Source organism: Pseudomonas sp. S1(2024), assembly GCF_046557535.1.
Genome location: NZ_JBKGFP010000035.1, coordinates 1 through 22375, shown reverse-complemented (window position 1 = coordinate 22375; position 22375 = coordinate 1). Strand labels below are relative to the sequence as shown.

The window sequence follows — 22375 nt, the reverse complement described above, 5'->3', positions numbered from 1 at the left end:
TCCCCCCCTCCATCCTTCCCTCCCTTTCCTCGTCCCCTTTCTTCGGGACCCCCCCACACCCCCGCGAAGCAGGCGACGCGGTGTCAGCGCGTGGCAATCCAGATCAGCAACCCCGCCTGGAACACCGCAAACGCCACCAGACAGGTAATGGTAAAGCGCAACCCGCTGTCTTCACGCTGGTACTTGGCAACCCGTTCATCCCGCTCACGCAGTTGCCCTACCTTCTCCTGCAACTGCTGGTCAGCCTGCTGCAGCAGGCCGGCAGCATCCAGTATCCCCACTCGCTGCAAGCGCTCGCTGTTCCACGCCCCCTTGAGCTCGCCCACCGTCATTTCCACGGTACGGCCCTTCAGATGCTGGCTGTCCTCGTACTCCACCTCGATACCCATCCCGCGCAGGCAGTGGTCACGACGCAGGCGTGAGTCTTCGTTCAGCGCATCCTTGCTCGGCAGCGCCATGCCCTCGATCCGGTAGTGCGACCACTTGCGCTGCAGCCATTGCGCGGCCTGGGCCAGCAGGAAGCGGCCGATGCCACGGTTCAGCGGCTCCAGTTGCAGGCCATGTTCATTGCCAATGCGCACCAGGCGCGCGGAGTGGTCGACGCGAATGTCCAGGCGGTTCTGTTCCTTGTGCACCTTCTGCCCGGGCAGCTGGATTTCCATGCGCAGCAGGCTGTGGGCCTTGTCGTGGCGTTCGGCATAGCCGAACTGCACGAAGCGCAGGGGCCGCGCGCCGGTGTTGCGGTCGGTGGGCAGGGCGGCCAGGCGCAACAGCTGGAAGTGTTCGGCGGCCAGCTCGGCCCAGGGCAGGGCAGGGCTTTCCTCGGGCTCTTCGGCTGGCTCTACGGCGGCGGGGGCGGTTGTCATCAGGGCTTGTCCTTGGGTACGGGCATGCGGCAGGGGCTGCTGCACAGCCCATCGCCGGCAAGCCAGCTCCCACAGGGACCGCAGGGCATTCAGGCCTATTGTGTTCCTGTGGGAGCTGGCTTGCCGGCGATGGGGCGCGCCAGCGGCCCCAAAGTTCCGCTAATACTGAAATATCGGCCGTACCGGCCAAGACCTGAGGGTCAGGCAGAAGGCAAATGCTGGATAAACGTCACAATCTGCTCGCCAAGCTCCCTTGCCAGCGGCAGTTCTGGGTTGAGGTAGCTGTCGCGCTGTTGGCTCATTGCCTTGGGGCTGATGCGCAGCATGTGGTTCATGCCATCGATCAGCACCAGTTGTGCATCCGGCTTGGCCGCCTTCAGTCGTTCGGCGTCGATCACGCCCACCTGCACGTCGTTGCGCCCCTGCACGATCAGCGCGGGCATGGGCAGGCGGGCGAAGGCCGCCGCCGGGTTTTGCTGGAACAGCGAAATCAGGTAGGGCTGCACGCTAGGGCGGAACACCTGACGCAGCGGCGCTGGTACCTCCAGGCTGGTCTGCCCGGCCTGCAGGCGGTCGAGCAGGGCGCTACCGCCGGCCAGTTGTGCCGGTGGCAGGCGCTGTGCCAGCTGTTCGCGCAGCACGTCGGCCAGCGGTCGGCCGCTGCCAGCCAGTGTAATCACCGCGCTGGCGCCGGCCTGCTCGGCGGCCAGGCTGGCGATCAGCGCGCCTTCGCTGTGGCCGATCAGGATCAACGGGCCGAAGCGCGGGTCGGCCTTGAGCTTGCGGCTCCAGGCGACCACGTCGGCCACGTAGCGCTCCACGCTCAGGTCACGCTCGTCGGGCGTGGCCGGTTGGCTGGCGGCCACCCCGCGCTTGTCGTAGCGCACGCTGGCGATGTGTTCGTTGGCCAGCAGCAGAGCCAGGCGCTTGAGGTTGTCGACCCGGCCTGACGCCGGGTTGTTGCCGTCACGGTCGGTGGGGCCGGAGCCGGCGATGATCAGCACCACCGGTGGCGGGGTTGGCTGTTGCGGCAGCAGCAGGCTGCCGTGCAGCACGCCCTGGCCGGTATCGAGGTCGATCGGGCGTTGCAGCACGGTGGGGGTGGCGGCCTGGGCCAGGCCGGTGCACAGCAGGAAGAAGAGGGCGACGAGGCGCGACATCATTCGGTACTACATGGGGAGATGAGGGTTTGACCCAGTGTTTGCGGGAAGGTTCTTGGGCCTTGCCTGGCAGGTTCGGCCTCTTCGCGGGCTCGCCCGCTCCCACAGGTTTACCACAGGCCTGAGTCGTGTGGGGTACCTGTGGGAGCGGGCGAGCCCGCGAAGAGGCCAGCACAGGCGATCAATCCATCTGTATACTGCCGCTTTCGTTCACTTCAGGCAGATCTCGCGGAGCGTCCATGTCCGGCAATACCTACGGCAAGCTGTTCACTGTCACCACCGCTGGCGAGAGCCATGGCCCGGCGTTGGTCGCCATTGTCGATGGATGCCCACCGGGCCTGGAGATTTCTCTCGACGACCTGCAGCACGACCTTGACCGGCGCAAGCCCGGCACCAGCCGGCACACCACCCAGCGCCAGGAGGCCGACGAGGTGGAAATCCTCTCCGGCGTATTCGAAGGCCGCACCACCGGTTGCTCGATCGGCCTGCTGATCCGCAACACCGACCAGAAGTCCAAGGACTACTCGGCGATCAAGGACCTGTTCCGCCCGGCCCACGCCGACTACACCTACCACCACAAGTACGGCGTTCGCGACTACCGCGGCGGTGGCCGCAGCTCGGCGCGCGAAACCGCCATGCGCGTGGCCGCCGGTGCCATCGCCAAGAAATACCTGGCCACCCAGGGCATCACCGTGCGCGGCTACATGAGCCAGCTGGGCCCGATCGAAATCCCGTTCAAGACCTGGGAGTCGGTGGAGCAGAACGCCTTCTTCAGCCCTGACCCGAGCAAAGTGCCGGAGCTGGAGGCCTACATGGACCAACTGCGCCGTGACCAGGACTCGGTGGGTGCCAAGATTACCGTGGTCGCCGAAGGCGTGATGCCGGGCCTGGGCGAGCCTATCTTCGACCGCCTCGATGCCGAACTGGCCCACGCGCTGATGAGCATCAACGCGGTCAAGGGCGTGGAAATCGGCGCCGGCTTCGCCAGCGTGGCCCAGCGCGGCACCGAGCACCGTGACGAACTGACCCCGGAAGGCTTCCTCAGCAACAACGCTGGCGGCATCCTCGGCGGTATTTCCTCGGGCCAGCCGATCGTTGCCCACCTGGCGCTGAAGCCGACCTCCAGCATCACCACCCCGGGCCGCTCCATCGACATCGACGGCAACCCGGTGGACGTCATCACCAAAGGCCGCCACGACCCGTGCGTGGGCATCCGCGCCACGCCGATCGCCGAGGCGATGATGGCCATCGTGCTGATGGACCACCTGCTGCGCCACCGCGCGCAGAATGCCGATGTGAAGGTGAATACCCCGGTGCTGGGCCAGCTCTGATTCGCTTGCACTGGCCCTATCGCCGGCAACCCCATAGGCCACCCCATGCAACCAATCCCCTACTGGCGCCTGTCCAGCTTCTACCTGTTCTACTTCGCCCTGCTCGGCTCCACCGCCCCGTTCCTGGCGCTGTACTTCGACCACCTGGGCTTCTCTCCGGCACGCATCGGCGAGCTGGTGGCCATACCCATGCTCATGCGCTGCATCGCCCCCAACCTGTGGGGCTGGCTGGGTGATCGCACCGGCCAGCGCCTGCTGATCGTGCGCCTGGGCGCATTGTCGACCCTGGCCACCTTCGCCCTGATCTTCCTTGGCAAAAGCTACGCCTGGCTGGCGCTGGTCATGGCCCTGCACGCATTCTTCTGGCATGCGGTGCTGCCGCAGTTCGAGGTCATCACCCTGGCCCACCTGCACGGGCAAACCGCGCGCTACAGCCAGGTGCGCCTGTGGGGCTCGATCGGCTTCATCCTCACCGTGGTCGGCCTGGGCCGGCTGTTCGAGTGGCTGAGCCTGGACATCTATCCGGTGGCGCTGGTCACGATCATGGCTGGCATCGTCGCCGCCAGCCTGTGGGTGCCCAATGCCCAGCCGGTGGAGCAGGGCGAGCGCAGCGGCGCGGGCGGTTTCCTGCAGCAGCTGCGGGCGCCCGGGGTGGTCGCGTTCTACGCCTGCGTGGCACTGATGCAACTCAGCCACGGGCCGTACTACACCTTCCTCACCCTGCACCTGGAGCATCTGGGTTATGCCAGGGGGGCCATCGGTTTGCTGTGGGCACTGGGGGTTGTGGCTGAAGTACTGGTGTTCATGGCCATGAGCCGTATCTTCGCGCGGTTTTCGGTGCAGCGGGTGCTGCTGGCCAGCTTCGTGCTGGCGGCGCTGCGCTGGCTGCTGCTGGGCAACCTGGCCGGCGAGCCGGCGGTGCTGGTGTTTGCCCAGGTGTTGCACGCGGCCACCTTCGGCTGCTTCCATGCCGCCAGCATCGCTTTCGTGCAGGCCAGCTTCGGCGCCCGCCAGCAGGGCCAGGGCCAGGCGCTGTATGCGGCGCTGTCGGGCACTGGCGGTGCGCTGGGGGCATTGTATTCGGGTTACAGCTGGAAACTGCTGGGGCCCACCTTCACCTTTGGTATGGCCAGTGCCGCAGCCTTGGCTGCAGCCGTTATCATTGCCCTTTGTTCGCAACCGACCAGGACCCGCCCCTGATGAGCATTCTCAGCGTTTTCCACCCCTCCAGCCCGGAACTGCCGAACAAGGTGTTGACCCACCACGACGATATCGTTGCCACTCTGGCCGAGCAGGGCGTGCGCTTTGCCCATGCCGAGCTTGGCCTGCGTGTGCGCCCTGGCACCGCCCAGGAGGAGGTACTGGAGGCCTGTCGCGAGCACCTTGACCAGTTGATGACGGCGCATGGCAGCAAGGCTTTCGTGTTACTCAACCGTGAGGGTGAGGCCCCTGCGCAGGTGGACGTTCGCGATGAGCATGTGCATGACGCCGATGAGGTGTTTGCCGTGGTCGGCGGGCGGGCTCAGGTTGGCCTGCGTGCGGGGGATTGGGTGTATTCGGTGCTGTGCGAGAAGGGCGACCAGCTGGTGCTGCCGGCGGGGACTCGGCGCTGGGTCGAGCTGGGCGATACACCGTTTTGCCTGGCGTTGCGGTTGTACAGCAGCGAGGAAGGGATGCAGCCGAGATTTACCGGGGATGTGACTGCGCGGGCGTTTCTGGGCATTGATGAGTTGTGATGGCTTTGCCGGCCTCTTCGCGGGCTCGCCCGCTCCCACAGGTATATCGCCGAGCCTGAGGGCCGCGCTATGCCTGTGGGAGCGGGCGAGCCCGCGAAGAGGCCAGATAATCCAACACAAAACTCAGCGATAAGTCGGCAAAGCAAACCGCTGCTGGCTCTGCAGCATCGAAATCACCGGCAGTTCACTGGCCTGCTCGGCCAAATCGCGGCGAATCGCACTGATCGCCCAGGACAGCTGCTCGGCACTGTGCAATTGCGCGTAGGTCAGCACGCGGCGGGTGACCTTGCCATCAGATGCGCGCAGGGTCAGCAGCACACCGCCGTCTGGGCGGGCCTGGGTATTAACCTGGTAGGCAGAAAATACCGAAACGAACTTTTCCTGGATGAGGTCCATATCAACTCCTGGCTGTTGCGTGGCAGACGTGAGTTGATGGTTGCAGTGACCGTGCCAGGAAGCTTTTTCTGAAAAAATCCTTAAATTTCAGTCAGTTATTTGTTTTTTGCCGAAGCGCTATCGTGCAGCCTGCATGGTCGTGCATTTTGCACAGTGCATATTGCACGACCCGTGGCCAGCTATCGCCCCGATAGAATCTGAACCTTTGACCCGGCAGCCTTGCCTGACAAAGACTTGGGCAACGATTTCTGCCAGGAGGTTCCAAATGTCCAGCCAACCCACGCCCACCACCATGACCGACGACGAGACTGCCGCCTTTGCCGAGCAGGTGTTCGAACGTGCCCGCCAGGGCGATGCCGAGATGCTCGGGCGCCTGCTGGCCAGCGGCCTGCCGGCCAACCTGCGCAACCACAAGGGCGATACCCTGCTGATGCTGGCCAGCTACCACGGCCACCACGACGCAGTGCGTGTGCTGCTGGCGCATGGCGCCGACCCGCTGATTGCCAACGATAACGGCCAACTGCCCATCGCCGGCGCTGCGTTCAAGGGGGACCTGGCCATGATTCGCCTGTTGCTGGAGCACGGCGTACCGGTGGACGCCGCCGCGCAGGATGGCCGCACCGCACTGATGCTGGCAGCCATGTTCAACCGCAGCGAAATCCTCGAGTACCTGCTGGCCCAGGGTGCCGACCCGGCCCGTCAGGATGCCCGTGGTACCACCGCACTGATGGCAGCGCAAACCATGGGGGCCGTTGACGCCGCAGCGCGCCTGCAAGTGCTGGCCGGCTAACCGCAAGGGGGCATTTGCGGCTATCCTTGGCGACTTTTCACCCGTCGCAGGCCCCCTTTCATGAAAACTCAGTTGCTCGAATTCATCAGCCTCATTGGCGCTGGCTGCATGCGCGAGGAAGACATCGAGCGCATCGCCGACGAGGCCGCCCAGGCCTACGCCGACCCCGCCGCCTTCCTGGCCGCCAACCCCGACATCAACTACGACGACAGCTTCCCCATTCCGCTGGGCGAATGGGTGGTGCTGGGCAGCCTGCCGGACACCGTGGTGTTCCAGGCCGACAGCTACCAGGACCTGTTCCAGCAGATCAGCGATTCGTTCGACCAGAGCGTGCCGTTCACCCTCAAGCCCAAACAACTGGCCCGCACCGAGCCGCTGACCGCGCTCAATCGCATTCAGGTGCAGATGGGGGCGCTGAACAAGGAGGCGGGTGGGTATGTGCTGCTCAACTTCAGCCAGTTGCTGGATGACGAGCTGCAGATGGTGATGGTAGGGCAGAACGACCTGGCGCGGGTGCTGGAGCTGGGGGCTGAGGTGGGGATCAAGGTCGAGCCGGCCCTGGAGGCCCTGAAGGTCGCCGTGCACATCTGATTTCAGCGTTTGCTTCTTCGCGGGCATGCCCGCTCCCACAGGATAATCACTGGGCCCGAGGGCAGTGGAGTCCTGTGGGAGCGGGCAAGCCCGCGAAGAGGCCGGTTCAGGCAACCTGAATAATCATCCCAATGCGGTATCGAGGAACATCATTACCGCAAACCCACCCATCAACCCCAGGGTCGCCGCCGTCTGGTGCCCATTGCGGTGGGTTTCGGGAATCACCTCGTGGCTCACCACGAAGATCATCGCCCCCGCCGCCAGCCCCATGCTGACCGGGTAGGCCAAGGCAAAGCCGGTCGAAATCCCCAGGCCGATCACCGCACCCAGCGGCTCCATCAGCCCCGACCCGATCGCCACCAGCGCGGCTTTCAGGTTCGACAACCCGGTAGCGCGCAAGGCCAGCGCCACGGCCAACCCCTCGGGGATGTCCTGAATGGCGATGGCGCTGGTCAGCGGCAGGCCGATGTTCATGTCGCCATTGGCAAAGCTCACGCCAATGGCCATGCCCTCAGGCAGGTTGTGCAGGGTAATCGCCAGCACGAACAACCACACCCGGCTGATGCGCTCGGCCTCCGGGCCGCACGGGCCGGTGCTTTCGTGTTCATGCGGGGTGAAGCGGTCCAGGCCCAGCATCAGCAGCACGCCCAGGCCCATGCCCAGCACCACGGTAAAGGCCGCGGCCGGGCCGTTGCCGGTAATTTCGCGGGCGGCATCCAGGCCCGGCAGAATCAGCGAAAACGAACTGGCCGCCAGCATCATGCCGGCGGCAAAACCCAGCATCACATCCTGGGTGCGGGCCCTGACATCGCGCAGCACCACTGCCAGCACTGCGCCCAGCGCCGTGGCACCAAAACCGGACAACCCGCCCAGCATGGCCAGGTGCAGGTTGTCGGCATGGTCGCCATTCACTGCGTTCCACAGGCTGGCGGCCAGCAGTAGCAACACCGCCAGCAGGCTCAACCCCAGGCCGGCGCTGAGCCACGGGGTGTTCACGGCCTGCTGGCGCCAGGCGTTCAGCAGCGAGGTCGGGGCGGCGCTTTGAGTGTGGGCGGGGGGCATGTGAACCTCGAATCAGTGAATAACGGCAGTCTACTCAGGGACCTGCGGCAATCGCCAAGGATTCCCTTCTATCGCCTTGATAGCTGACTATGCTGTGCAGCAAAGCCTTTGACAGGAGTTTTGGCATGGGGTCGACGTTCAACAGCCTGGTCGGGCTGATCATCCTGGCCCTGGATATCTGGGCCATCCTGAATGTGATCAAGAGTGGCAGCGAAGTGGGCATCAAGGTGTTGTGGATCCTGCTCATCGCCTTGCTGCCGGTGGTGGGCCTGGTGATCTGGGCGATCGCCGGGCCGCGGGGGAATGTGCGGATCTGAATGCCTGTACTGGCCCTATCGCCGGCAAGCCAGCTCCCACAGGTACTTCACAATGCCAGGGCTTGTGGTGATCCTGTGGGAGCTGGCTTGCCGGCGATAGGGCCGGAACAGACAAAACCCGCAACACCCCCGTGACAAAATTTTCACATTGGTTTAAACAGAATCCGCACCCGCACAATGCTGCGTTGGTATACACCTGCGCCATCTCCGCAAACCCGCAATCCTAGGACTTTCCCATTCATGGCTAACCCGGACGCCTTGAAGCAACGGGGCGCGCGAGCGTCGTTCTCGCCCACCCTGAAAACCCACCTGGCCTACACGCTGCTCAGCGGCCTGGTGATCATGCTGATGCTCAGCCTCGTGCGCCTGGCGCTGCTGGTCTACAACAGCGACATGATCGGCGATACCCCCAGCGCGACCGTCGCAGAAGGCTTTCTCAATGGCTTGCGCTTCGACCTGCGGGTAGTGGTGTACATCAGCATTCCGCTGCTGCTGGCCATCCTCAGCCCCTGGGCCATGGCCCGGCGTGGCCTGTTCCGTTTCTGGCTGACCATCACCTCGAGCGTGGTGATGTTCCTCGGCCTGATGGAAATGGACTTCTATCGCGAGTTCCACCAGCGCCTCAACGGTTTGGTGTTCCAGTACATCAAGGAAGACCCGAAGACCGTGCTGAGCATGCTCTGGTACGGCTTCCCGGTGGTGCGCTACCTGCTGGCCTGGCTGTTCGGCACCTGGCTGCTGAGCCTGCTGTTCAAGGGCATCGACCGCATGACCCGTGGCAACGGTGCCGGCGAGGTCACCCTGCAGCGCCGTGCAGCGCCGTGGTACAACCGCCTGGCGGTGTTCATGGTGATCCTGCTGGTGGCCGTGGTCGCCGCCCGTGGCACCCTGCGCCAGGGCCCGCCGATGCGCTGGGGTGATGCCTTCACCACCGATTCCAACTTCGTCAACCAGCTGGGCCTGAACGGCACCCTGACCCTGATCGATGCTGCCAAGAGCCGCTTCGGCGAAGACCGCGCCAACATCTGGAAGCCGGTGCTGGAGCAGGACGTGGCCACGCAGAGCGTGCGCGAGCAGCTGCTGACCGCCCACGACACCCTGGTCGATGCCGACGAGGCTGCCATCCGCCGCGACTTCGTGCCGCCGGCCGAGCGCACCCTGCCGATCAAGAACGTGGTGGTGATCCTGATGGAAAGCTTCGCCGGCCACTCGGTGGGCGCGCTGGGCAGCCCCAACAACATCACCCCGTACTTCGACAAGCTGGCCAAAGAGGGCCTGCTGTTCGACCGCTTCTTCTCCAACGGCACCCATACCCACCAGGGCATGTTCGCCACCATGGCCTGCTTCCCCAACCTGCCAGGCTTCGAGTACCTGATGCAGACCCCGGAAGGCGGCCACAAGCTCTCCGGCCTGCCAGCCTTGCTCAGCGCCCGCGATTATGACGACGTTTACGTCTACAACGGCGACTTTGCCTGGGACAACCAGTCCGGGTTCTTCGGCAACCAGGGCATGACCACCTTCATTGGCCGTAACGACTTCGTCAACCCGGTGTTCTCCGACCCGACCTGGGGCGTGTCCGACCAGGACATGTTCGACCGCGGCGCCGAAGAGCTGGCCAAGCACGATGGCAAGAAGCCGATCTACGCGCTGCTGCAGACCCTGTCCAACCACACCCCGTACGCACTGCCCAAAGACCTGCCGGTAGAGCCGGTAACCGGCCAGGGCCGCCTGGACGAGCACCTCACTGCCATGCGCTATTCGGACTGGGCGCTGGGGCAGTTCTTCGAGAAGGCGCGCAAGGAGCCGTACTTCAAGGAAACCCTGTTCGTCATCGTTGGCGACCATGGCTTTGGCAACCACCAGCAGGTCACCGAGCTGGACCTGGGCCGCTTCAACGTGCCGCTGCTGCTGATTGCCCCGGGCATCCAGGAGAAGTTCGGTGCGGTCAACCACACCGTGGGTACCCAGGTAGACATCGTGCCGACCATCATGGGCCGCCTGGGCGGCCAGGCCCGTCATCAGTGCTGGGGCCGCGACCTGCTCAACCTGCCTGAGGGCGACCAGGGCGTGGGCATGATCAAGCCATCGGGTAGCGAGCAGATCGTCGGCCTGGTACAGGGCGACCGTATCCTGATCGAGTCCAAGGACATGACCCCGCGCATGTACCGCTACCAGCTGGGCAGCGAGTTCAAGGCCGAGCTGATCGAAAGCCCGGACCAGCCGGAAATGCTGAAGAAGCTGGAAGCGTATATCCAGACTGCGACCAAGAGCTTGCTGGATAACACTGCCGGTGTAGTGCACGGCACGCCGAAGTAGGTCGGGGCCTTTTCACGGCCCATTCGCGGACACACCCGCTCCCACAGGTACAGCACAGGTTTCGGACCTTGTGTTGGCCTGTGGGAGCGGGCGTGCCCGCGAATAGGCCCAACACAAATCCCTCCGACTGAACATTCTCCCCACCTCAAGGTCACTTGTTTCAGGCATCACACACCTTGGTGTTCGTTGACTGAGAGGGTTCGTTCAATGAAAGAGTGGGAAGTCATCTTTGCCGACCAGAAAGGCGTGCTCACCACCCTGACGCTGCGCGGCGACCAGTGCCCCAGCGAAGAGGACGCCGCGCGGGCCATCCGTTCGCACCTGTTCCCGGTGATGGACGAGCTGGACCTCAACGACTTCCAGGACCGCACCATTTCCCCCACCGCACGCTGGCTGAAGGAGCAGAGTGGCGTGACCATCACCAGCATCCACGAAACGCCCTGAACCACACGTTTGCGTGGTGCCCTGGCAGGCACTACGCTGCATGAAGGTGCCGGCCTATTCTGCGGGTCGGCACCGCATCCCTTCGCGTCTTGCATCAGCTCGAACTGCCCGGCCGCTGCCGGCAGGTGCGTAGTGCACGGAAAGTCTATCCATCGCATTATTCAGGAGGACGTTTCATGAGCAGCCAGAACGACGATATCAGCAGCAACGTCCTGCGCCAGATGAAGGCAGGCGGTTTCGACTTCACCCAGATCCACCCCATCGAGTTCTACGCCATATTCCCCGACGAAGCAGGGGCCCGCCGTGCGGCCGGGCAGTTTCGCGGTGAATCGCTGAATGCCCAGGTCAAGGAACTGGGCGACGGTGCATGGCATCTGGAACTGAGCAAGGTCATGTATGCCACCCATGGCGGGATTGGCGACTTTGAAGAGGCCTTCGAGCAGCTGGTGACACCTTATGGCGGTGAGGTGGAAGGGTGGGGGGTCAAGCAGGAGCGGCCCATAGCCTGAGAGTTTTGTGTTGCCTTCTTCGCGGGCTTGCCCGCTCCCACAGGTATCCCACGGCCTTCAAGCCTGTGGTGATCCTGTGGGAGCGGGCAAGCCCGCGAAGAAGCACACACGGCCCTCAAGGCCTGCGCCCAGCCATATGCCTCAAATACGCCAGCAAGTCTTCCAGCTCCGTTTCACTCAACACATTCTCTGCAAACCCTGGCATCTTTGCCTGCGGCCACTGCCGCAGGCTCTGTGGGTCACGAATCAGCTGGCGTAGATATTCCGGCCGAAAGTACTCGGTCGGGTTATGCGGCACATTCAGGTCCGGCCCCACCTGTGCATCTCCCGCGCCGTTCAGCCGGTGACACGCCAGGCAGTTCTGCTGGAACAAGGCAAAGCCCCGGCGCACCGGGCTGTCGGCCGGCAACTTCGGGTCGGGCAGCAGCGCCGGAAAACGCGCTTCGACGGAGGCCTGCTTGCGAATCGTGGAAATCTGGAACGGCCACTGCTCCGGGCGGATACCGCTGGCCTGCGGTGCAGTCCACACCAGGTAGAACGGTCCCGCACTCGGCTTGCCTTGGCCCAGTGGTGGCCATGGCCGGTCAGGTTCCTCCACCGCCAGCCAGGCCTGTGCCGGCCCCTGCTGCAACAGTGGCGCCGCGGGCATTTCGGCGGCAAAACCGTCCAGCGCAACTGCCTGCAGGTGGTCGCTGGCGCTCACGCCGTCCAGCAGCGCGGCCAGCGGCACAGCCCGATAACGCATGGGCTGCTTGTAGGAAACGTCCTGGTCGATGCTGATGTCCCGGGCCTGCGGGTGGTCGAGCAGTTCTTCACTGCTCCATTGGCGCGTCGTGGCGCCCAGTTCAAGGTGCAGTTGCGCCGCCGACAGCGGCAGGCTCAGGAGCAACACTAACAGTGCAAGGCAGTGGCGCATGGGTAATCTCCGACCATCAAGGCCAGCAGGTTACCTGTGCGTTGCCTGTTGGCGCCACAGCGGCAGTCAGCCGAACAAACGTGTAAGGTTCGGCAGGATCAGCAGCAAAGTCGTGGCGAAGAGAATGAGCCCAGCTTGGCGAATTTTCGATTGTCTGAACATGGCGGACCGCCTTCTTGTTGTTATTCCTGAATACCCGTTGGCTTCCCTGTCGCGCTTCGGGTCGATCGCAGTGGCGTTGCGTGACGCCTGAACTGCCTGCCTCTTGAAAGTGGATATACAACCAACAGTAGGGTGTGCGTCATCCATGTTTGAGAACCCTTTGTTCTAATGTTGTCGGTCATTAATTTCTTCGGGCTATGAGGCCAAGTGCCAGCCGGCTGGCATGCTCTCGCTAGACGGTGGCGCAAGTGCCAGCAGGGCACCGATGAAATGTGACCGTTCGTCAGTGCGGCCTACTTGCTTGTACGTGCCTTTCGCGTCAGTCTCTACAGCAGATTCCCACCCATGTCGTTCAGGACTATCCCTATGTCGTTACGCATCTGCATCCTTGAAACCGATGTCCTGCGACCGGAGTTGACCGCGCAGTACCAGGGCTACGGCAGGATGTTCGAGCAGCTCTTCTCGCGTCAGCCGATCGCCGCCGAATTTCGTGTGTACAACGTGATGAACGGCGATTACCCCGCCGACAACGAAGTGTTCGATGCCTATCTGGTGACGGGCAGCAAGGCCGACTCGTTTGGTACCGACCCGTGGATCCAGACCCTCAAGGCCTACCTGCTGAAGCTGTACGAGCGTGGCGAGAAGTTGCTGGGTGTATGTTTCGGCCACCAGTTGCTGGCGTTGACCCTGGGTGGCAAGGCCGAGCGTGCCGAGCAGGGCTGGGGCGTGGGTATCCACCGCTATTCGCTGGCGGCCCATGCGCCGTGGATGGACCCGGAGGTGTCGGAGCTGACCTTGCTGATCAGCCACCAGGACCAGGTGACCGAGCTGCCGGAAGGCGCCACGGTGATCGCCTCCAGCGATTTCTGCCCGAACGCTGCGTACCACATTCGTGACCAGGTGCTGTGCTTCCAGGGGCACCCCGAGTTCGTCCACGACTACTCCCGCGCGCTGCTCGATGCGCGCCAGGAGTATCTGGGTGATGAGGTGTACCACAAGGCCGTGGCCAGCCTGGCCACCGAGCACCAGGGCGACCTGGTGGGGGAGTGGATGTTGCGGTTTATCCAGCAGCCGGTGAGCAAAGATACCGCAGCGTGATGGCTGGGGGCTGCTGTGCAGCCCAATCGCCGGCAAGCCAGCTCCCACAGGGTCATCACAGGCCTGAGACTTGTGCGGCCCTTGTGGGAGCTGGCTTGCCGGCGAAAGGGCCGCACAGCGGCCCCGACAATCTCAGAGCCAGCCAGACTTCTTGAAGCTGGCATACAACGCGGTACAGCCCAACCCGATTACCCCCAGTACCCCGAAGTACCCATAGTGCCACCCCAACTCCGGCATGTTCTGGAAGTTCATCCCGTAAACCCCGGCAATTGCCGTGGGGAACGCCAGGATCGCCGCCCAGGCTGCAAACTTGCGCTGCACGATGCTCTGCCGTGACGACTCCAGCAGCATGCCGATCTCGATGGTCTGGCTGGCGATGTCACGGATACCGGCCAGGTCTTCCATCTGCCGCGTCACGTGGATTTGCACGTCACGGAAGTACGGGCGCATGTTCTTGTCGATGAACGGGAAGCTCAAGCGCTGCAGTTCCTCGCTCACTTCCACCATCGGTGCCACGTAGCGGCGCAGGCGCAGGATGTCGCGGCGCAGGCTGTGCAAGCGGCGGATATCGTCTTCTTGCAGCGAACCGCCAAGCACGCTCTGCTCCAGCTCTTCGATCTCGCCATGAATGGCCTCGCTGACCGGCTGGTAGTTCTCGGTGACGAAGTCGAGCAGGGCGTACAGCACGAAGTCTTCGCCGTGCTCCAGCAGCAACGGCCGCGCCTCGCAGCGTTGGCGCACCAGGGCATAGGATTTGGAGTGGCCGTTGCGGCAGGTGATGATGTAGCCGTTGCCGGCGAAGATGTGGGTTTCGATGAACTCCAGCTTGCCTTCGTGGCGCACCGGCGAATAGGTGACGATGAACAGGGCGTCGCCGAAAGTTTCCAGCTTGGGCCGGCTGTGCTTTTCCAGGGCGTCTTCGATGGCCAGTTCGTGCAAATTGAACTGGCATTGCAGGTTGGCCAGCTCCTCAGCGTTGGGCTCTTCCAGGCCGATCCACACAAAGTGCCCCGGCTTGCGGGCCCACTCACTGCCTTCATCAATGCTGATGTTGGTCACTTTTCTGCCGGCGCTGTACACCGCCGATGCCACGACTCGACCCATGGTTGTTCGCTTATTCCGGTTGGACACGGGTTACAGCTTGGGCTGTAGTGGGCTCAAGAGCAACCTAGCTCTTGGCCAGTTCCCCTTCCATGCGGTCAATGCATTGCTGCATCTGCCCGCGGCACTGTTCGATCAGCGCCGGCAGGTCCTGCAGGGTCATGCCCGCCGTGGCGATCGGTGGCAGCGAGCGCACGATCACCGTGCGCTGGCGCCAGCTGTTCAGGCTGAGGCGCCCGGCATAGCGGCTGACGCATACCGGCACGATCGGCACGCCGGCCTCGATGGCCATGTGAAACGCGCCCTTCTTGAAGGCCAGCAGGTGCTCGCCGGGATTGCGCGTGCCTTCGGGGAAAATCCAGATCGAGGTGTCGTCCTGCAGTACCCGGGTGGTCTTCTGCATGGCCTTGCGTGCCTGGTAGGCATTCTTGCGGTCGACCAGCACGTTGCCACCCAGCCAGAACAGCTGGCCGAACAGCGGGATCCAGCCCAGGCTTTTCTTGCCGATGGCGACGGTGCGCTGCGGCACCACCTGGCCCAGCACGAACAGGTCGAAGTTGGACTGGTGGTTGGCGACGATCACGCAGCCTGGCGGCTGGTCCCACAGCGGGCCGACTTCGGCCTTGACCCTGATGCGCATCAGCCAGGTGGCCGGCAGGCTGTAGAGGCGGGCGAACACGCGGCTGTTGTCGGGGTTGAAGGGGCGGCACAGGCCAATGACCAGGCCCAGGGCCCCAACCACAAGGAAATGCAGCGCCAGCAGGAACATGCGCAATGAATAAAGCATGGTACGACTCACACCAGACAGTCGCCGGGCAGTGTACGGATGTGCACTGGTCGGGGCAAACCCTGGTGCAAGCCTGTTGCAGCCTCTTCGCGGGCTTGCCCGCACACAGGTACTGCGTTGCCCTCGGCTCTGGCGCTGTCCCTGTGGGAGCGGGCAAGCCCGCGAAGAGGCCGGCCCGGCTAGCCCATATGCTGCTGGTCCAGCTCGATCGCCCTGTCCAACGCTTCCAGCAGCCCTTTGCGCACCTTCAGCTTGGTGTTCTTGTGCGCCAGCATGTTCAGCTTCTTCAGCTCCCGCGCTTTCTCCAGTGCTGCATCCTGCAACTGCTCGGCCGGCACCACCTTGTCGAGGAAGCCGGCATCCACCGCGCCCTGCGGGTCAAACACCTCGGCATTGATCACCGAGCGGTGGAAGGCCGAGCGGCGCAGGCGGTCGCGGGCCAGTTCGATACCGGCATGGTGCATGGTCATGCCGATCTGCACTTCGTTCAGGCACACCTTGTACGGCCCTTCGACGCCAATGCGATAGTCCCCCGACAGCAGCAGGAAGGCGCCCTTGGCCACGGCGTTGCCCGGGCAGGCGACCACTACCGGGAACGGGTGCGACAGCAGGCGGCGGGCGAGGGTGGAGCCGGCGGTGACCAGGCTGATCGCCTCCTTGGGGCCGCTGGTCATCACCTTGAGGTCGTAGCCGCCAGACAGGATGCCGGGCTGCCCGGTGATGATCACAACCGCGCGCTCTTCGGTGGCGCGGTCGAGCGCGGCGTTGAAGGCGGCAATGACGTCTGGCGAGATGGCGTTGACCTTGCCGTTGTTCAGGGTCAGGGTGACGATGCCGTCTTCGGCGTGGTAGGTAATCAGCTCGCTCATGGCAGAGTCCTTTTGTTGGCGTGGCGACGACGTTACCCAGCGCCAGGGGCGAGGTAAAGCAGTAAGGCTGACTGGTCGGTCAGCGTTCGCCGGGGCTCAAGTGCAAATGCATGAAAAAATTGAAAAAAATGCTTGCCAAAGGGAAAGTCTTTCACTAAATTAGCGCACCTCGACAGGCTGCAAGGCTTGAAGAGAAACGGTGAAGTGTCCGAGTGGTCGAAGGAGCACGCCTGGAAAGTGTGTATACGAGAAATCGTATCAAGGGTTCAAATCCCTTCTTCACCGCCACATTCTGCGAAGAGCCCCCGAGCTGAAAAGCCGGGGGCTTTTTGTTTTCACGCCATTTGGGGCCGCTTTGCGGCCCAATCGCCGGCAAGCCAGCTCCCACAGGGGTTGCGCATGGCTTAAGGTCAATGCGGTCGAGGTGGGAGCTGGCTTGCCGGCGAAAGGGGTGCAAAGCACCCCCAAAATTCTAGAAGCTGACCGAAGCCGAAAGCCGAGCCGTCCGCGGCGCCCCCTGGAACAGGTAGTTATCCCCCAGGTAATCCCCCACATCACGCCAATAACGCTTGTCGAACACGTTATCCACAGTCAGCCGCAGCACCGTGTCATACCCCCCGATGCGCGTACGGTAGCGGCTACCCACATCGAACACCGTATACCCACCAACTTCCACATTCCCCGCCTGGCTCGCATATTTGCTGGCGCTGTAGCGCGCCCCGCCCAGCAGTGCCAACCCCGGTACCGGCAGGGTGTATTCCGCCTGCAACGCCGCCCGGAACCTGGGCACGTTGATCGCCTGGTGGCCCTCATAGGCATCGGTATCGCTGTTCTGCACCCGCGCCCGAATCGCCGCAGCGCTGGCCTGTACCTGCAGGTTCGAGGTCACCCAGCCGCTGGCGCCCAGTTCCAGGCCGGTGTTCTTCTGCTGGCCTTGTTGCACATAGGTAAAAGTGCCGGCTCCGTCCGGGCGCGCGTATTGGTATGCCTGGCGTATCTGGAACAGTGCGGCGCTGAAGCTCAGGCCTTGCCAGTCGTGCTTTAGGCCCAGTTCCAGCTGGTGCGAGGTCGTTGGCGCGAGGATTTCGAAGCTGTTCTCGGCGAACCAGGGTGCAGTACCGCCTGCCGACAGGCCTTTGGAATAGCTGGCATATACCGTGGTATCCGGCTGCGGCTTGTAGATGAGCGCGGCGTTGGGCAGCAGTTCGTACTGCCGGGTATGGCGGCCGGCAACGCCGTCCTCATTCCAGGTTTTCTCGTCCAGGCGTACTTCCCGGGCACCCAGTACGGTCTGCCATTGCTCGTTGAAGCTGATGCGATCGCTCACGAACAACCCGTACTGGCGGCTGTCCAGGCGACGTTCGCTAGACCTGATGGGCTTGTCGGATGGATCAAAGGCCGGTGCACCCGTGTAGATGTTGCCTGTACCTACCCATTCCATATAGCTGGGGCGCTGATCCAGCGTGCGCCGCTGCGCACTGGTGCCCACGGTCAGCTCATGCCCCACGCCCAGCGCATCGAAACGCCCGTTGAGCATGGCCTGCGCCTCGTCGGTACGGCGGGTGTCGTCGGGGCTGCGGAAGTCGTAGATGTCGTAGTCGCCGTTGCTGCCGAAGAACGCGCCTTCGCTCGAGCCCCAGGCAAACGAGCTGTAGTCATCGATCACCACCTTGCTGCGCGAGGCACTCAAGGTCCCGGTCCAGGCTTCGTTGAAACGGTACTCGAAGCGCCCGCCCAGGTTCAGCGAATCGTTCTGCACCGGCTTGGCCCAGTGCTGGTAGGCCAGGCGGTCGTCCGGGTCGATGCCATGGGGTACTTCGCTGCCACCGAGCAACTGGTAACCCGGCACCGAGCGTTGTTCACGGTGCTGGTATTCGGCATCCAGCTGCAGGGTGGCATCCGGGTTGATCTGCCAGTCGAAGGCCAGCGAGGCGAAGTCGCGCTTACCGTCGGCGTGGTCGACGTAGGAGCGGATGTCTTCATGAGCCAGGTTGGCCCGCAGGCCGAACTGCCGCTCGCTGCCGAACCAGCCACCCAGGTCGGTGGCCAGGTAGCGCTCGCCTTGTTCGTTGGTCGACACCGTGACGCTGCGCACGTCTTCGGCGCGCTTGGACACGTAGTTGATCAGGCCGCCCGGCTCCGATACGCCGCTCTGCAGCCCGGACAGGCCCTTGAGCAACTCCACCTGCTGCTTGTTTTCCAGGGCCACGTTCTGCTCACCGGCGATGGTCTGGCCATTGATTCGGTAGCTGCTGGCGGCATTCAGCTCGAAGCCGCGCACGTTGAAGTTTTCGTAGTAGCCGATGGGGGCGTAGCTTTCGCCCACCGAGGCGTCGCTTTGCAGCACTTCGCTGAGCTGGCGTACCTGGCGGTCTTCCAGCAGTTGCTGGCTGAACACGCTGATCGAGGCCGGGGTGTCGAGCAGGGGCGCGGGCTGGAAGCCGCCTACTGCTGCCTGGCGTGCCTGATAGCCGTCGTTGGTGTAGGTATCGGAGACCTGCAGCGGAGCCAGTAGCACGCTGTCTTCGGCAAGCACATGGGGGCAATGCAGGGCCAGGCCCAGGCTGAGCAGGCTCAGGGGCAGGCGGGGGTGACGCGGGGGCATGCGGTGGGGCTCCTGGATGCGCGACACCTGCGCCGGCCTCTTCGCGGGTGAACCCGCTCCCACAGGGACTGCACCACACTCAAGCGCAGCGCTGTTCCTGTGGGAGCGGGCGAGCCCGCGAAGAGGCCAGTACAGGCCATGAAAAAAGGCGGCATCTTACAGCCGCCTTCAACATAAAACGATCCGGACCCTGCGATATCCCGTCAGCCTTTGCTGGCCGGCCGCCTGTGCCGCTTCCAGTTGTCGTCGATCTTCGACCAGGTCTTGCCATCGGTAATGGCCATGAGCTTGCGCCCGTCCTTGAAAGTGGCCAGGAAGGTGGCTTCCTCTTCCTTGCCACCCAGCCAGAGCCCAGCCAGCAACCCCACCGGCCCGGCCACCAGTGCCCCGGCCACGCCCCAGCCCAGGGCACTGCCCAGGCTGCGGCTGGATTCCAGGCTGGCCAGCCGCAGGTCGCTGATGCGTGCCAGGGAAATCCGCTCGCCCGGGGAAGGGCTGCGCGGGGTCTTGAGTGTGAGCGATCCATTGCGATACTCGCCTTCACCTTGCAAGAAATCGCCGGATTGCACCGTGAGTCTTGTCATAACGTCGTCCTGTCAGGGAAAGGGCATTGACCAGCGCCTACTGAGCGCTGCCCGGGCAGGCAAGTCAACGGCCATGCGACGGAGGGTCGTGCGGTGCATTGTCGCTCAGGTCAATGGGCTTCAGGCGATCTGCAAAGCGTTCTTGCGCTTGCGCTCGGCCAAACCCCACGCCAGCAACGCCAGTCCGCCAATCACCAACCCGGCCAGCACAATCCCCATCCAGCCCTGGCGTTGGAACAGCTGCGTGCCCAGCAGCGATCCCAAGGCCCCGCCAATGAAGTAGCAGGTGATATACCCGGCATTCAGCCGCGTGCGCGCCTCGGGTCGCAGGGCAATTACCGCATTCTGGTTGCTCACGTGCACCAGTTGCACTGCCAGGTCGAGCATCAGCACGCCCAGCAGCAAGGCCAGCAACGACTGCTCGGCGAAGCCCAGCGGCACCCACGACAGCAGCAATACCACCAGGCCCACGGTGGTGCCCAGCGAACCCTTGCCACGGTCGGCCAGGCGCCCCGCCCAATTGGCCGACAGTGCACCCGCTGCACCGGCCAGGCCGAACAGGCCTATCACCGCGTCCGAATAGTGGTACGGGCCTTTCGCCAGCAGGAACGCCAGTGGCGTCCAGAACAGGGCGAACAGGCTGAAAGCCAGCAGGCCGAGCAGAGAACGCAGGCGCAGCACCGGTTCTTCGACGAACAGGCGGAACACCGAGCCGATCAGCGCTGGGTATTTCAGCCCGGCATGGCTGTGGTGTTGTGGCAGGCTGCGGTACAGCGCCACGGCGGTGATGGCCATCAGCACCGCGGCCAGCACGTAGATGCTGCGCCAGCCACCCAGTTCGGCCATGAACCCGGCGGCGGTGCGCGCCAGCAGGATGCCCAGCAGCAATCCGCTCATCAAGGTGCCGACCGCCCGCCCGCGCTGGTGTGGCTCGCTGAGGGTCGCGGCCATGGGCACGAGGATCTGCGCCACCACCGAGAACAGCCCGGTCAGCGCGGTGCCAAGTATCAGCCAGGGAAGGCTCGGTGCGCAGGCGCTGATGACCAGGCCAAGGGTGGAAATGGCAGTCATCACGGTGATCAGCCGGCGCTGCTCGAACAGGTCGCCCAGCGGCGCCAGCAGCAACAGGCCGGCGCCGTAGCTCAGTTGCGCGGCAATGACGATGCTGCCGGCACTGGCGGTGCTCAGGCCGAACTGCTGGGCGATGCTGTGCAGTAGCGGTTGCGCATAGTAGTTGCTGGCCACGGCCAGGCCGGTGGCGGTGGCCATCAGCAGAATCAGGGCACGGCTGAGAGTGGGGGCGTTCATGCAGTTCTCGTGGCGGGCAGGATCAAAGGGGGATTATCGGAAAGTGTCGGGCCTTACATCAATGCATTGTGCGGCAGAGCCTGTGCCGGCCTCTTCGCGGGCATGCCCGCTTGTGTCTTGATGGGGGATTAGAATTTGGAGTGAGAGCGGTGAATGGCAAGCTGAATGCCGTAGGTGCCTTGAGCACGTGTGGGAGCAAAAGCTGCCATTCACCGTTCCACTTTGGCGAGAGCCCGAACAGTTGGATGCGGCTCTGATCTCGAATCACAAGCGTGGGCCAAGCCAAAGTCCTCTCACTGTTTTGAGTTTAGGAGGTTTTGGTGATGGCTTCCTTCTTGGGTATCGATGTTTCCAGTCTCTCCCTTGATGCTGCGGTGCGGCCACAGGGCATCAAAATGCATTTAAGCAATGATCCAACAGGGTTTGAGGCGCTACTGGAGAGCCTTCGCAAGCTCAGTATCAAACGCGTCCTGTTAGAGGCGACGGGTGGCTACGAGCGAGATGTCATGCGTTTTCTACAGGACGCTGGCTACAAGGTCATACGCGTCAATCCCAGGCGAGCCAGGTCATTCGCTGACTCTTTAGGCATCAAGGCCAAGACTGACGCCATCGACGCCGAGGTTCTGGCGCACTATGCCGAAGTCATTCCAGATCAACCCTCTCTACGAGTCAGCCCCGAACGAGCGCTTCTGCGAGAGTTGCTTCAGCAACGTGATCGGATGGTTCAACAGCGAGATGACGACCTGCGGCGCCTGAAGCAGGTGCAATCGACTGCAGTTGCTAACTACCTGAATGCCAACCTGAAACACTTCAAGGCGCAGATCAAACGGGTTGAGTGTGAGATCGAACAGCAAATCGCGATGCTGAACGACGAACGGGTTGCCCAGCTGATCAAAGTGAAAGGCATTGGGATGGTGACGGCGGGCAAACTAATAGCGCTGCTGCCGGAGCTAGGTCGGGTTGAATCCAGAGAAATTGCCTCCCTGGTTGGGGTGGCGCCCTTCAACCACGACAGCGGGAAATTCATGGGCAAGCGCTCTATCTCTGGCGGGCGATTTGCGGTCAGGCGATCGCTGTACATGGCATGCCTTGTGGCGATGAAATACAACCCAGCACTCAAGGCTCGTTATCAGTCACTGCGGGAGCGCGGAAAACTTCCCAAAGTCGCTATCGTGGCCTGCATGAGAACGTTCATCGTGCGGTTAAATGCCATGCTCAGAACGGGTACATCATGGCTCGATCTAGTGCTACCGCAGCCTGAAAGTACAACGTAAATCCAGAACGCAGCGTGAGCCGCGTGGAAGCGGGCTTGCCCGCGAAGCCAACACCGTGGTGGATGGCACGGGCTTCGCCCGTGTTCGCGGGCAAGCCCGCTCCCACAGGGATCGCGCCAGCTTTTTGAAATTGAGCAAGACAGTTGCTCCCAC

The 22375-nt window shown here is 63.4% G+C and carries 23 protein-coding genes and 1 tRNA gene; 12 read left to right on the top strand and 12 right to left on the bottom strand.

Features of this window, described 5'->3' with window-relative positions:
- Positions 1-83 precede the first annotated feature (83 nt).
- Both ACLCGK_RS10565 and ACLCGK_RS10560 read right to left on the bottom strand, forming a co-directional pair.
- The gene (locus tag ACLCGK_RS10565) at positions 84-866 is read right to left on the bottom strand and encodes a hypothetical protein (protein WP_410951962.1); all 783 of its coding nucleotides are present in this window, start codon (positions 864-866) and stop codon (positions 84-86) included.
- A gap of 200 nt (positions 867-1066) precedes the next feature.
- Positions 1067-2029, bottom strand: a complete 963-nt coding sequence (locus tag ACLCGK_RS10560; protein WP_054572724.1) for an alpha/beta hydrolase — start codon at positions 2027-2029, stop codon at positions 1067-1069.
- A 236-nt stretch (positions 2030-2265) separates the two neighbouring features.
- On the opposite strand from ACLCGK_RS10560, the gene aroC reads away from it, so the two are divergent.
- From aroC to ACLCGK_RS10545, 3 genes are read left to right on the top strand one after another with little or no spacing between them, the layout of a single operon-like run.
- Positions 2266-3357 (top strand): chorismate synthase, encoded by a 1092-nt coding sequence (gene aroC / locus ACLCGK_RS10555; protein WP_038409100.1) that lies wholly within the window; start codon positions 2266-2268, stop codon positions 3355-3357.
- 45 nt (positions 3358-3402) lie between these two features.
- Positions 3403-4557, top strand: coding sequence for an MFS transporter (locus ACLCGK_RS10550; RefSeq protein WP_015269353.1), 1155 nt, complete (start codon positions 3403-3405; stop codon positions 4555-4557).
- Positions 4557-5093, top strand: a complete 537-nt coding sequence (locus ACLCGK_RS10545; protein WP_410951961.1) for an oxidase — start codon at positions 4557-4559, stop codon at positions 5091-5093. Before ACLCGK_RS10550 ends, ACLCGK_RS10545 begins: the two co-directional genes overlap by 1 nt.
- A 123-nt stretch (positions 5094-5216) precedes the next feature.
- Here ACLCGK_RS10545 and ACLCGK_RS10540 read toward each other — a convergent pair whose 3' ends face one another.
- Positions 5217-5489 carry a DUF3509 domain-containing protein gene (locus tag ACLCGK_RS10540; RefSeq protein WP_410951960.1) on the bottom strand — a complete coding sequence of 91 codons (273 nt, stop codon included), beginning with the start codon at positions 5487-5489 and terminating at the stop codon, positions 5217-5219.
- Between the two features lie 265 nt (positions 5490-5754).
- On the opposite strand from ACLCGK_RS10540, the gene ACLCGK_RS10535 reads away from it, so the two are divergent.
- Positions 5755-6279 (top strand): ankyrin repeat domain-containing protein, encoded by a 525-nt coding sequence (locus tag ACLCGK_RS10535; protein ID WP_039614927.1) that lies wholly within the window; start codon positions 5755-5757, stop codon positions 6277-6279.
- A gap of 60 nt (positions 6280-6339) precedes the next feature.
- Positions 6340-6870 carry a hypothetical protein gene (locus ACLCGK_RS10530; protein WP_015269356.1) on the top strand — a complete coding sequence of 177 codons (531 nt, stop codon included), beginning with the start codon at positions 6340-6342 and terminating at the stop codon, positions 6868-6870.
- Positions 6871-6993: 123 nt separating this feature from the next.
- Here ACLCGK_RS10530 and ACLCGK_RS10525 read toward each other — a convergent pair whose 3' ends face one another.
- Positions 6994-7932, bottom strand: a complete 939-nt coding sequence (locus tag ACLCGK_RS10525; protein ID WP_039614928.1) for a ZIP family metal transporter — start codon at positions 7930-7932, stop codon at positions 6994-6996.
- A 125-nt stretch (positions 7933-8057) separates the two neighbouring features.
- Between ACLCGK_RS10525 and ACLCGK_RS10520 the strand changes: the two genes are divergently transcribed.
- The 4 genes from ACLCGK_RS10520 to ACLCGK_RS10505 all read left to right on the top strand — a co-directional run bounded on the left by ACLCGK_RS10520 (position 8058) and on the right by ACLCGK_RS10505 (position 11518).
- Positions 8058-8249, top strand: a complete 192-nt coding sequence (locus tag ACLCGK_RS10520; protein WP_012271091.1) for a PLDc N-terminal domain-containing protein — start codon at positions 8058-8060, stop codon at positions 8247-8249.
- A 240-nt stretch (positions 8250-8489) separates the two neighbouring features.
- Positions 8490-10565 (top strand): LTA synthase family protein, encoded by a 2076-nt coding sequence (locus tag ACLCGK_RS10515; protein WP_410951959.1) that lies wholly within the window; start codon positions 8490-8492, stop codon positions 10563-10565.
- A 207-nt stretch (positions 10566-10772) separates the two neighbouring features.
- Positions 10773-11009, top strand: a complete 237-nt coding sequence (locus ACLCGK_RS10510) for a hypothetical protein (RefSeq protein WP_015269359.1) — start codon at positions 10773-10775, stop codon at positions 11007-11009.
- Positions 11010-11185: 176 nt separating this feature from the next.
- Positions 11186-11518, top strand: coding sequence for a ribonuclease E inhibitor RraB (locus ACLCGK_RS10505; protein WP_003260395.1), 333 nt, complete (start codon positions 11186-11188; stop codon positions 11516-11518).
- Between the two features lie 115 nt (positions 11519-11633).
- Here the strand turns inward: ACLCGK_RS10505 and ACLCGK_RS10500 are convergent, their stop codons facing one another.
- Positions 11634-12434 (bottom strand): c-type cytochrome, encoded by an 801-nt coding sequence (locus ACLCGK_RS10500; protein WP_410951958.1) that lies wholly within the window; start codon positions 12432-12434, stop codon positions 11634-11636.
- Between the two features lie 66 nt (positions 12435-12500).
- Positions 12501-12743: a hypothetical protein gene (locus tag ACLCGK_RS10495; RefSeq protein WP_128637193.1), complete on the bottom strand. Its 243-nt coding sequence runs from the start codon at positions 12741-12743 to the stop codon at positions 12501-12503.
- Between the two features lie 219 nt (positions 12744-12962).
- Here ACLCGK_RS10495 and ACLCGK_RS10490 point away from each other — a divergent pair, with 219 nt between their 5' ends.
- Positions 12963-13694, top strand: a complete 732-nt coding sequence (locus ACLCGK_RS10490) for an amidotransferase (RefSeq protein ID WP_015269362.1) — start codon at positions 12963-12965, stop codon at positions 13692-13694.
- Between the two features lie 132 nt (positions 13695-13826).
- Here ACLCGK_RS10490 and ACLCGK_RS10485 read toward each other — a convergent pair whose 3' ends face one another.
- From ACLCGK_RS10485 to ACLCGK_RS10475, 3 genes are all read right to left on the bottom strand, one after another.
- Entirely contained in the window at positions 13827-14798 is a 972-nt protein-coding gene (locus ACLCGK_RS10485; RefSeq protein ID WP_015269363.1) for a magnesium and cobalt transport protein CorA, read from the bottom strand.
- 64 nt (positions 14799-14862) lie between these two features.
- Positions 14863-15582 carry a lysophospholipid acyltransferase family protein gene (locus tag ACLCGK_RS10480; protein ID WP_003260398.1) on the bottom strand — a complete coding sequence of 240 codons (720 nt, stop codon included), beginning with the start codon at positions 15580-15582 and terminating at the stop codon, positions 14863-14865.
- A 179-nt stretch (positions 15583-15761) separates the two neighbouring features.
- Positions 15762-16451, bottom strand: a complete 690-nt coding sequence (locus ACLCGK_RS10475) for a crotonase/enoyl-CoA hydratase family protein (RefSeq protein ID WP_410951957.1) — start codon at positions 16449-16451, stop codon at positions 15762-15764.
- 198 nt (positions 16452-16649) lie between these two features.
- On the opposite strand from ACLCGK_RS10475, the gene ACLCGK_RS10470 reads away from it, so the two are divergent.
- Positions 16650-16739: transfer RNA gene (locus ACLCGK_RS10470), tRNA-Ser, on the top strand.
- Positions 16740-16923: 184 nt separating this feature from the next.
- On the opposite strand, the gene ACLCGK_RS10465 is transcribed toward ACLCGK_RS10470, so the two are convergent.
- The 3 genes from ACLCGK_RS10465 to ACLCGK_RS10455 all read right to left on the bottom strand — a co-directional run bounded on the left by ACLCGK_RS10465 (position 16924) and on the right by ACLCGK_RS10455 (position 20948).
- A complete protein-coding gene (locus ACLCGK_RS10465) occupies positions 16924-19056 on the bottom strand; it encodes a TonB-dependent siderophore receptor (RefSeq protein ID WP_410951956.1) in 2133 nt (710 codons plus the stop codon).
- Between the two features lie 203 nt (positions 19057-19259).
- Positions 19260-19640, bottom strand: coding sequence for a hypothetical protein (locus ACLCGK_RS10460; protein WP_410951955.1), 381 nt, complete (start codon positions 19638-19640; stop codon positions 19260-19262).
- Between the two features lie 120 nt (positions 19641-19760).
- Positions 19761-20948: an MFS transporter gene (locus ACLCGK_RS10455; protein WP_410951954.1), complete on the bottom strand. Its 1188-nt coding sequence runs from the start codon at positions 20946-20948 to the stop codon at positions 19761-19763.
- Positions 20949-21271: 323 nt separating this feature from the next.
- Here ACLCGK_RS10455 and ACLCGK_RS10450 point away from each other — a divergent pair, with 323 nt between their 5' ends.
- The gene (locus ACLCGK_RS10450; protein ID WP_075047071.1) at positions 21272-22222 is read left to right on the top strand and encodes an IS110 family transposase; all 951 of its coding nucleotides are present in this window, start codon (positions 21272-21274) and stop codon (positions 22220-22222) included.
- The last annotated feature ends 153 nt before the right edge of the window (positions 22223-22375 follow it).

Bases quoted from the DNA above. Each gene is read 5' to 3' on its own strand.
- ACLCGK_RS10510 (WP_015269359.1), top strand. From the start codon at position 10,773: ATGAAAGAGTGGGAAGTCATCTTTGCCGACCAGAAAGGCGTGCTCACC.
- ACLCGK_RS10540 (WP_410951960.1), bottom strand. From the start codon at position 5,489: ATGGACCTCATCCAGGAAAAGTTCGTTTCGGTATTTTCTGCCTACCAG.
- ACLCGK_RS10530 (WP_015269356.1), top strand. From the start codon at position 6,340: ATGAAAACTCAGTTGCTCGAATTCATCAGCCTCATTGGCGCTGGCTGC.
- ACLCGK_RS10520 (WP_012271091.1), top strand. From the start codon at position 8,058: ATGGGGTCGACGTTCAACAGCCTGGTCGGGCTGATCATCCTGGCCCTG.
- ACLCGK_RS10475 (WP_410951957.1), bottom strand. From the start codon at position 16,451: ATGAGCGAGCTGATTACCTACCACGCCGAAGACGGCATCGTCACCCTG.
- ACLCGK_RS10505 (WP_003260395.1), top strand. From the start codon at position 11,186: ATGAGCAGCCAGAACGACGATATCAGCAGCAACGTCCTGCGCCAGATG.
- ACLCGK_RS10480 (WP_003260398.1), bottom strand. From the start codon at position 15,582: ATGCTTTATTCATTGCGCATGTTCCTGCTGGCGCTGCATTTCCTTGTG.
- ACLCGK_RS10495 (WP_128637193.1), bottom strand. From the start codon at position 12,743: ATGGATGACGCACACCCTACTGTTGGTTGTATATCCACTTTCAAGAGG.
- aroC (WP_038409100.1), top strand. From the start codon at position 2,266: ATGTCCGGCAATACCTACGGCAAGCTGTTCACTGTCACCACCGCTGGC.
- ACLCGK_RS10450 (WP_075047071.1), top strand. From the start codon at position 21,272: ATGGCTTCCTTCTTGGGTATCGATGTTTCCAGTCTCTCCCTTGATGCT.
- ACLCGK_RS10465 (WP_410951956.1), bottom strand. From the start codon at position 19,056: ATGCCCCCGCGTCACCCCCGCCTGCCCCTGAGCCTGCTCAGCCTGGGC.
- ACLCGK_RS10515 (WP_410951959.1), top strand. From the start codon at position 8,490: ATGGCTAACCCGGACGCCTTGAAGCAACGGGGCGCGCGAGCGTCGTTC.
- ACLCGK_RS10550 (WP_015269353.1), top strand. From the start codon at position 3,403: ATGCAACCAATCCCCTACTGGCGCCTGTCCAGCTTCTACCTGTTCTAC.
- ACLCGK_RS10460 (WP_410951955.1), bottom strand. From the start codon at position 19,640: ATGACAAGACTCACGGTGCAATCCGGCGATTTCTTGCAAGGTGAAGGC.
- ACLCGK_RS10485 (WP_015269363.1), bottom strand. From the start codon at position 14,798: ATGGGTCGAGTCGTGGCATCGGCGGTGTACAGCGCCGGCAGAAAAGTG.
- ACLCGK_RS10545 (WP_410951961.1), top strand. From the start codon at position 4,557: ATGAGCATTCTCAGCGTTTTCCACCCCTCCAGCCCGGAACTGCCGAAC.
- ACLCGK_RS10455 (WP_410951954.1), bottom strand. From the start codon at position 20,948: ATGAACGCCCCCACTCTCAGCCGTGCCCTGATTCTGCTGATGGCCACC.
- ACLCGK_RS10490 (WP_015269362.1), top strand. From the start codon at position 12,963: ATGTCGTTACGCATCTGCATCCTTGAAACCGATGTCCTGCGACCGGAG.
- ACLCGK_RS10560 (WP_054572724.1), bottom strand. From the start codon at position 2,029: ATGATGTCGCGCCTCGTCGCCCTCTTCTTCCTGCTGTGCACCGGCCTG.
- ACLCGK_RS10500 (WP_410951958.1), bottom strand. From the start codon at position 12,434: ATGCGCCACTGCCTTGCACTGTTAGTGTTGCTCCTGAGCCTGCCGCTG.
- ACLCGK_RS10535 (WP_039614927.1), top strand. From the start codon at position 5,755: ATGTCCAGCCAACCCACGCCCACCACCATGACCGACGACGAGACTGCC.
- ACLCGK_RS10525 (WP_039614928.1), bottom strand. From the start codon at position 7,932: ATGCCCCCCGCCCACACTCAAAGCGCCGCCCCGACCTCGCTGCTGAAC.
- ACLCGK_RS10565 (WP_410951962.1), bottom strand. From the start codon at position 866: ATGACAACCGCCCCCGCCGCCGTAGAGCCAGCCGAAGAGCCCGAGGAA.